The 8,077-nt window shown below is 38.6% G+C and carries 5 protein-coding genes and 1 pseudogene; 2 read left to right on the top strand and 4 right to left on the bottom strand.

The genetic code is table 11. From position 1 onward, the window contains the following. Nucleotides 1–221 precede the first annotated feature (221 nt). Nucleotides 222–1,097, bottom strand: a complete 876-nt coding sequence (locus tag ACTQ53_RS09110; RefSeq protein WP_441932783.1) for a GLPGLI family protein — start codon at nt 1,095–1,097, stop codon at nt 222–224. A gap of 11 nt (nt 1,098–1,108) precedes the next feature. Next, nucleotides 1,109–3,256, bottom strand: a complete 2,148-nt coding sequence (locus ACTQ53_RS09105; protein ID WP_441932782.1) for a hypothetical protein — start codon at nt 3,254–3,256, stop codon at nt 1,109–1,111. 652 nt (nt 3,257–3,908) lie between these two features. Between ACTQ53_RS09105 and ACTQ53_RS09100 the strand changes: the two genes are divergently transcribed. Both ACTQ53_RS09100 and ACTQ53_RS09095 read left to right on the top strand, forming a co-directional pair. Beyond that, nucleotides 3,909–4,133 carry a hypothetical protein gene (locus tag ACTQ53_RS09100; protein WP_441932781.1) on the top strand — a complete coding sequence of 75 codons (225 nt, stop codon included), beginning with the start codon at nt 3,909–3,911 and terminating at the stop codon, nt 4,131–4,133. A gap of 80 nt (nt 4,134–4,213) precedes the next feature. Next, nucleotides 4,214–5,284, top strand: a complete 1,071-nt coding sequence (locus ACTQ53_RS09095; protein WP_153092071.1) for an AAA family ATPase — start codon at nt 4,214–4,216, stop codon at nt 5,282–5,284. A gap of 129 nt (nt 5,285–5,413) precedes the next feature. Here ACTQ53_RS09095 and ACTQ53_RS09090 read toward each other — a convergent pair. Continuing rightward, nucleotides 5,414–5,614: pseudogene (locus ACTQ53_RS09090) on the bottom strand (cysteine peptidase family C39 domain-containing protein); the annotation flags it as partial. A gap of 6 nt (nt 5,615–5,620) precedes the next feature. Then, on the bottom strand, nt 5,621–7,693 hold the full coding sequence (locus tag ACTQ53_RS09085; RefSeq protein ID WP_441932780.1) for a hypothetical protein: 2,073 nt from the start codon (nt 7,691–7,693) through the stop codon (nt 5,621–5,623). Nucleotides 7,694–8,077 lie beyond the last annotated feature (384 nt).

The following is an 8,077-nucleotide window of genomic DNA, read 5'->3' as shown; positions in this document are numbered from 1 at the left end:
CTACGCAACTGCTGAGCTGCTTTCTTGTAATCAATTTCTAAGTTGTCCATAATATAAAAACTGTGTTAAACTACTTTTATTGTAGCTTGACACAGTTTAGTTTACACTCTCTAAAATGGGGTCTAAATAATAAATCTCCACGAAGAAGAGACAAGAAACAGTTTCTTGTCTCTTCTTCGTAAAGACGTTTATTATTTTTACTTGTTGTTATGATTTCCATGTTATTTCTCCAAAGGATTGTAATATTGCTCCCAATCTTCATTCAGATGATGAAAACCTTTTTCACTATTGTCCATCACGATAATACGTGCTCCCGTGTTACGAACAAACGCACCTGCATTCTTATACATATTTGCCGCATACTTCTGCCATTCTTCTTTACTCATTGTCTTTCTGCTCCAAGTATAACGAATAACAGGCTGCGACTTCTGGGTTAACCCGACAGCCTCAAACACAAAATCATGGTCAGAATCCACCGCTTTCAAAATGAGTCCCTTTGCTCCATTCAACATCCATGGACCATAAGGCAAAGCGATTTTATCGGCATAATATACTTTCCATGTTCTACCACCATATTGACATTCGGCCGCATGACAAAGATAGCCCATCACCGTAGCCGTATCCCCAGGCAGATATCGCCATTTAATATCTGGCTTTTTTTCGCTATACTCTATCACCTGACTGGTATAAGGAATTCGATTGGTAACCTGACAAGTCTTATCTGAATGGCTAAACAATATGTCAAAACCCACATATTCCTCAGGAATAGGAGTAAATCGCATCGTTGTTTTCAAAGACTTTGTATTCTCCTGATCCAGATCGCGCAGATTTTTACTGAAGAAAGCATTATACTTTCTGCCAAGCTGTAGATCCATAAGATCTTCCATCCGCAAGGAATCATCCTTTGCCGTCTGGCGATATTTGAAACGATAGGTGACACTAAGATAAGCAGAATCCAAGGTTTCAAACTTATCCGTACTCTCATGCGCCAAAGTAAAAGTTGGTGAATCCAAAGCATAAGTCACACTTACTTGCGCACTCACATTCATTCCCACGAGCATCATGCCCATGACCAGCAGTTTCCTATAATTTTTCATCTTGAAGTATTTTATATGATTTTTATTCGTATTCCGAACAGGATTGTCCTGCCCCGTAATTGATACTCACCGGAATAACGTGTTATTCCATTGTCTATTATACGATGGAATGTACGACTATCTAAAAGATTGGTACATTTCAGCGATAATGTTGCATTACCCCAATAATACTCCATCACCGTATTCAAGAACACATTGTTGCGACCTGATGAGAAGTAATTGTTATGATAATATTGCACGGAGGGCACCACATTCAATTGCTTACCCAACCAAAACGTAAAAGAAGAAGCATTCATGAAAGTTCTGTAAACCTCCCCACTTGCCTTTCCATCCGTATATGGTTTTGACACAGAGTAATCATTAGAGATTGACAGGTTCAGCCATTTCCTTACAGAAGCAACATACGAGATTTTTGCTTGCAGATAGTCACTCCGTCCATCATGACAATCTCCGCCTACATAGTATTCACTCCTGGACGTTCCTATGCTGAGAGATTCGCTTATCTTGGAATTCCATCGAAAGAATCCCTTCGCCACCGTTTGTTCTATCTGCCAAACTCTATTTTTGGTAGATTGCGGCTGGACGATATAATTGACAACATCGTCAACCACCTGATACCCCATACTATTACCATTTCGAGCATCCACATAAGACAGAGTAACACCACCAAACAACATTTTAATAATATCCTTATAACTTGACGTAAACGCCAGTTTAACAGAGCGATTGGGAGCTATCTCTACCTGAAGAGGATTGGACATTGTCGTACGATAATTCACAAAATGTTTCAGAACCATCTGAGACAAGACAGAAGGCATAGACTCCTCACATATCGTCGTCAAGTCGAAAGATAAACGACCAGTAGGTTTATATGTCAGATTAGAATATGGGCAAGTCGAAAAGAAACGCTTGTCATAATCCAAAGAGCCATCAGCAGAATGATAATATTTTACCCCAACAGGCACATAAACCAGCCATTGCAGTCTGTTTCCAAAGTGCAACAGGATTTTAGGGCTAACAAAAGCTCCCAACAACCAGGTTTTCGGTTCGCTGCCAGAAGCATCCGACAGAGAATTCAATCCTGCACTTACCCTTTGCCAATCAAACATGACCTTGCCATTCAAATTAAACATAAGGTGAGGAATCGTGAAAGCCAACAAAGATCCTGTAGCTTCACTCTGGAAGTTGCGTTGTCTCAGTAACTGGCTCATTTTCGTTTCCGACACATTCAACACCCCTCTCTTATCCGCAAAAGAAGCTTTCCATTCCAAATCTGCGACTCCACCATTCTTTTTCTTATAGTTTGCCTTCATCACATTACTCAACAAGAAACTATGACCAGAGAGAGTCTGAGCGACGAAATCATTCACCAAGCCTTCATTCTTAGGAAAAGAAGCATTTACCGACAAATTGTTTTTAAGATAACTTTTGGAGCTATTCAATTTATAAGCAACATGTCCCCCAACAAAATGCTGCCCTACCAAAGCCTGGTTAGACTCCTGTATAACATATCGAGTGCCATCATCCAAGAGATAACGGCTTTCATCGGTAGCATTTTGCTTTTCCTGATCATAAAGGTAATTTACATTAAAGCTCAAAGTTCTGTCCTTATCCAACTTATAAAGCTGATTGATAGAGGCACTATATGAATCATTCCTATAGGCATATAAATCAGAAACAGCAGGCTTATCGGGTAGCAATATCCCTGCACCCAAAACAGAATTCAGCGAAGACGAGGCATTGATTTCCTTACGTAAATCATCACCTACATTATTCGTTTTAAGCAATGTCAGGTTTTGACTATTGCGGCGGAAGTTCATTAAGTTGAGTGTCATATTCCTCGCCAGCTTAGGCTGACCGCCAACCGCAACAGAAAGCATGGCAGTCCATGCACCTTTTGCCGTTTGCTTGAGTTTTATATTCATAGCAGGCGCATTGCCACTTTTTGTTCCCTGAAAAAGTTTAATGTTCTGGTGATTCTCCATAATCTGCACAGATCCAATAGCCTTGGCATCCAAATTCTTCGTTTCCTCGCCATAGTTGTCACCAAGCATATCGGCCCCTTCAATATAAAATTCATTCACCCATTGACCATTATACTTAATCTGCCCATTACCAATCACCTCCACACCCGGCATTTTACGAAGCAAATCTTCCAAGACTTTATCATCCTTTGATATATACAAGAGGCGGCATCGGATATCGTATCACCTGATTGGCGTATCTTCTTCGCCTTCACAACAACCTCTTTTAGTTTTAATGTTTTTATGATAGAGTCTAGAGGTTCAGACACTTCTTGGGCCTGTGTTTTCATTGCGAACAACAAAAGCACTAGAATACTTAGTATATACCTAAAAACACCTTGACGCATTTTAAACATTTTCTTCTTATTCTTACCTTTTAGATGTGATTGAATCTCGGCTGCAAAATTACATAGTTTTTTGACTTCATCCAAACAAAACAGGTCTATTTCTAAGCCATTGCACAAATTACATATAATTCTAAGAAACAAGCAATTATAATTGCCCCTCAGATTTAGAAGGTCTAAAATATTGCCCACTGTCTATCACATTGTTCTTAGCTTGCAACAGAAGCGCCCCCTAGAACAACATGGATATACTTATAAAAAATCTCTTAACAACCATATTAATATAACCTTTAAGTTTAAAGAATCACCTTTGTCATTTACTGAGTCCACTTAAAAAAGTAAGGCTTGTTGAAAGCAGGCTCAGTATATTAAAATATCTAGGTGCAAAATTACGGCAAATTGCTCAAACTACCAAACTTTTTACATCATTTCTCACATAATATTTGCCCCCTAAATTATTATATAAGAAGTCTTTCGACAGCCGTGAGTTCCTGGGATGGGTAAACCGCTATGCCAAGCGCAAAGACTTCAGCAATTCCCGTATGATAAACATGGGTGCCTACACCGTAGATACAGATAGCCATGTGCTCAGCTTCCGTGGCTGCAGCGAGAAGACGCTTGGCAATACCGAGTTTGCTACACTCAAGCCGAAAGATGTTAAACAATAATAATTTAAAGGAGTTTATCTTCTAAGCATCTTTATTTTTTCGTATCTTTGCGAAAAGTTTCGTTACGAAAAAAATCGATTATGGAAAATCCGTTTAAATTTGGCTCATTGGTTGATGCCCCATACTTTACAGACAGAGTGAAAGAACTGGACTACATCGTACAGTTTCTCAAGAGCGAGAACCACCTTGTTCTTATGTCACCACGACGTTTTGGCAAATCAAGTCTCGTAAAAAAGGCTGTTGTCCAAACCCAACGACCATACCTATGGCTCAATATGCAAGCCGTGCTCAGCAAAGAAGATTTTGCAGCAAAGCTTCTGAAGGAACTGCTCAATCAATTCAAACTGGAAAAGATGAAGCACTATCTTCGTAACTTCCGCATCATTCCTTCTATCAACATGAACCCGATGACAGACGAGCTATCGGTTTCATTCCAACCATCAACCGACAATGGAACAACTGCAATAGAAGATGTTTTAAATACAATTCAGAAGGTTTCTACACCTCAAAACAAACTGATTGTTGTCTTTGACGAGTTTCAAAGCATCCTGGAAATCGATAAAAACATGGATAAGCAGCTCCGTTCCATCATGCAGGAACAGACAGGCATCAATTACATCTTTCTGGGCAGCCAGGAATCGATGATGACAGATATCTTTGAACGTGTGAAGTCTCCGTTCTATCATTTTGGAATGCTGATGAGACTCAACAAGATTCCATACGAAGATTTCAAATCATATATTGCAGACAGATTGAAAGATGTATCAGAGCAGCCTACTCAAATTGCAGACGAGATACTGGCCTTTACAAGTTGCCATCCATACTACACGCAACAGCTTTCATTCGCAGTTTGGAACAACCTGGTAGCTGGCAAAAACGAGGATGTACTCCAACTCGCCATAGAAGACATCATAACAACTCATGATTTAGACTACGAACGTTTATGGTTGAATTTCAATAAGACAGACAAATATGTAATGGTCAGCATCTGCGAGGGCAACAATCCTGCACAAGACAGGAACCAGCCTACCAGCACGATGACCAGTGCCCTATTGCGTTTAAGCAAGAAAGGCTACATCATCCGAAGTGACAGATATGAAATAGAAGACCCATTCTTCAGGAAATGGATACTCAAGAATATGATTGAGTAAGATTATATACTGAGAAATCGCCAGCGAAGCTGTAGAAAGGCTTCGCTGGCGATTTTGCAAGAGAGATTTATCTATGTGTTAATAAAACAAACTCACTCCAAATTGGACTTTGATTGGATATCAATTAGAGCGAGTACTTATCCTGTGAAATCCCAATATTTTTGCAGCCTCGTTGATGCCCAGCATGGAGACACCTTCCGTTGTTGCAAAGCAAATCTTCGACAGAGAGTCCAAGGAGTATTCCCTGCCGAAATATCTACATATCATCTGCAAGCAGGTGATACCGCATTGCATGCTGTCATGTTGGTGAACAACCTTAATATTACGCATAAACAATTACAATACAGACGTTTTTGTCGTTCCGTTAAATTTCAAATTGCTCCCATGATTAATCTTCTTGCCATAATCTAAAGTATAACTTGCAGATAATGACACATAGCGTCTATCCCATGGACGGCTTTGATAAGAATAACTATCAATATAATCAGAGATAAGCCAACTCTTCGTATTACCATTTTTAAGTATGAGGGAATTAACCTGTAATTTAACAAATAAATTTCCCTTGGTATATTGTAATCCTAACTTCAAATTATCTGAGAAGCGAGTAAGGTTGGAACTTCCACGCATATATCCTTCTCCAGAACTGTAAGCGTAATTGAGATTTACAGCCCAGAATTTTCCTAGTCTGCAATACAAGGTAGGATATAGTCCCCAATAACCGTTGTTTATATGAAACAGACCGGAATGCCATTCATGCACATACGAAACTTTAGAACTCAAACGAATCTTACCATGCGCAAGGTTCAAAGATGGAGTCACATTGATATATATTGGATTGAACGAGCCACTATTAATCATCTCCTTTACCATCAGTCCATTTATTTCATGCCAATAAGGTACAATATCATTGATGATATTATCCCAACTAAAGGATGAATTAAGAGAGAACAAATTAGAAGGCATCCATGTATATGACAAAAGGGCATAGGCCTGGCGTACAGTTTTCAAATCAGCATTACCCTTGCTGCCTGTCACCTCATCGTCCTGGCGCACCACTGTATTGTAGTAAGTAGGATTAATAGAACTTTGAGTGATGTTAGCCTGTACATAAACGGAATGCTTCTCGTTAAACCGTCCACTAAGCGTCATGCCTCCATTAATATAAGCCTTTGTCATCGTTGGTTCATCTTGAACCTTATAACTCTGTACAGGTATGGACATTTTCAAACTGCCACTCCACTTTTTAGAGAGCTTATGATTATAATTTAAGTCAAAGGAATAGTAAGAGTTCACTAATTTCTGATAAGTATCGGCGGTTCCATAATAGTTCGTGCGATAAATCTCAGAGTTGAGTTGAGCAGTAAACACCAAATAGTTTTGTTTATAAACAGGCAATCCATAACCTAGCCATAAGCTTGGCAAATAAGCATTTTCCCTTGTTCCATTGATGATGCTTTGACCTTCCGATTCCATTAAATGATAATCCTCGCTACCCTTGTTATGGTTATAAGAGAAAGAAAGTCCACCATATACATAAGCACGATGAGGCAGTCCCTCCAGATAGAATTGTGAGCTCACATAGGGTGTAAGAGATTGAGAGGTAGCATCAGAAACAGAAGAAGTCTCTTCAGACTCATTGTATCTAATGTTCTGTCGGGTATAAATATCAGGAGTTTTGTTATATTTCACACCAGCTTGAACCAACCAAATCAGATTATTGGAATCATATCTGGCGCTGATACCTGTAGAATAAATTCGCTGCTTTTCAACTTGCTCATAGTCAACCTTTTTGTTAAGCGTAGAAGCATCATTATAAGTATAAGTGATATTTTTGTTACCTCTTATTTCATGAGCATTTTTATAATATGCTCCCACAATTGCCTGATAAGTCATATGTCCCTTCTTCAGCTTTCCTGCGACATCATAATCACCACTATCATAGTTACCAAAGCTTTGGTTAGCCTCGGCCATTACATAACCTCCATATTTGTATTCACGCAATACAAAGTTGACTACAGCCTGATAGTTTTTATATTTTGCCTCAGATGGTGATTGTAAGAATTCCACACGTGCCACCTCTTTTGGTCGAAGAGTTTTCACCTCCCAATCGCTAGCCTCAAAACCATTGATAAAGAAATGAACTTCCTTGCCCCAATTTGTCTCAACTTTATTTGTAAATTCATCTACACGTAATCCTGCCACCATCATACGAGCCAGCAATGCCGAATAATTAGATGAAGACTTGCGTTCTTCAGGAGTTGGAGTGTATGAAACACCATCTTTGATTGCAACGTGATTCTTAGCAGTAACCACTACCTCTTTGATATGCTGAGTTTTCACAGAATCTACCTCTTGAGCAGAAACTGTAGCCGAAGATGCCAACAAAGTCAATAACAACAATTCTTTCATACTATTTTCTCTTTATATTAATTAAAATATCTAAGTGCAAAATTACGGCAAATTGCTCAAACTGGCAAACCTTTTACATCATTTCTTACATAATATTTATCCAAAAAAATATTATGTAAAAATGACGTTAAGAAGTACGCTACTTGAAAAAATATTTGTATTTTTGCATTTTTGAAGTTAAATGAGTAAAAATACAAAGCATGAAAAAGTATTATTATATAACGATTTTAGCACTTTTAGTTGTTACTTTGTTACAAGGATATAATATGTCTTTGCAATACAAGGAATATACCTATAAGGAAATAGATAAGATAAATTCTGCACTGAAAGTTTCTGTTGATGAAGAATATGCTATCAGAGCGCATCAAATTTACAATCCACATA

It is taken from the genome of Prevotella sp. Sow4_E9_plate, from assembly GCF_052116205.1.
Lineage (GTDB): Bacteria > Bacteroidota > Bacteroidia > Bacteroidales > Bacteroidaceae > Prevotella.
Note: the sequence above shows the minus strand (reverse complement) of the source record. Positions and strands in the feature narration are given on the sequence as shown.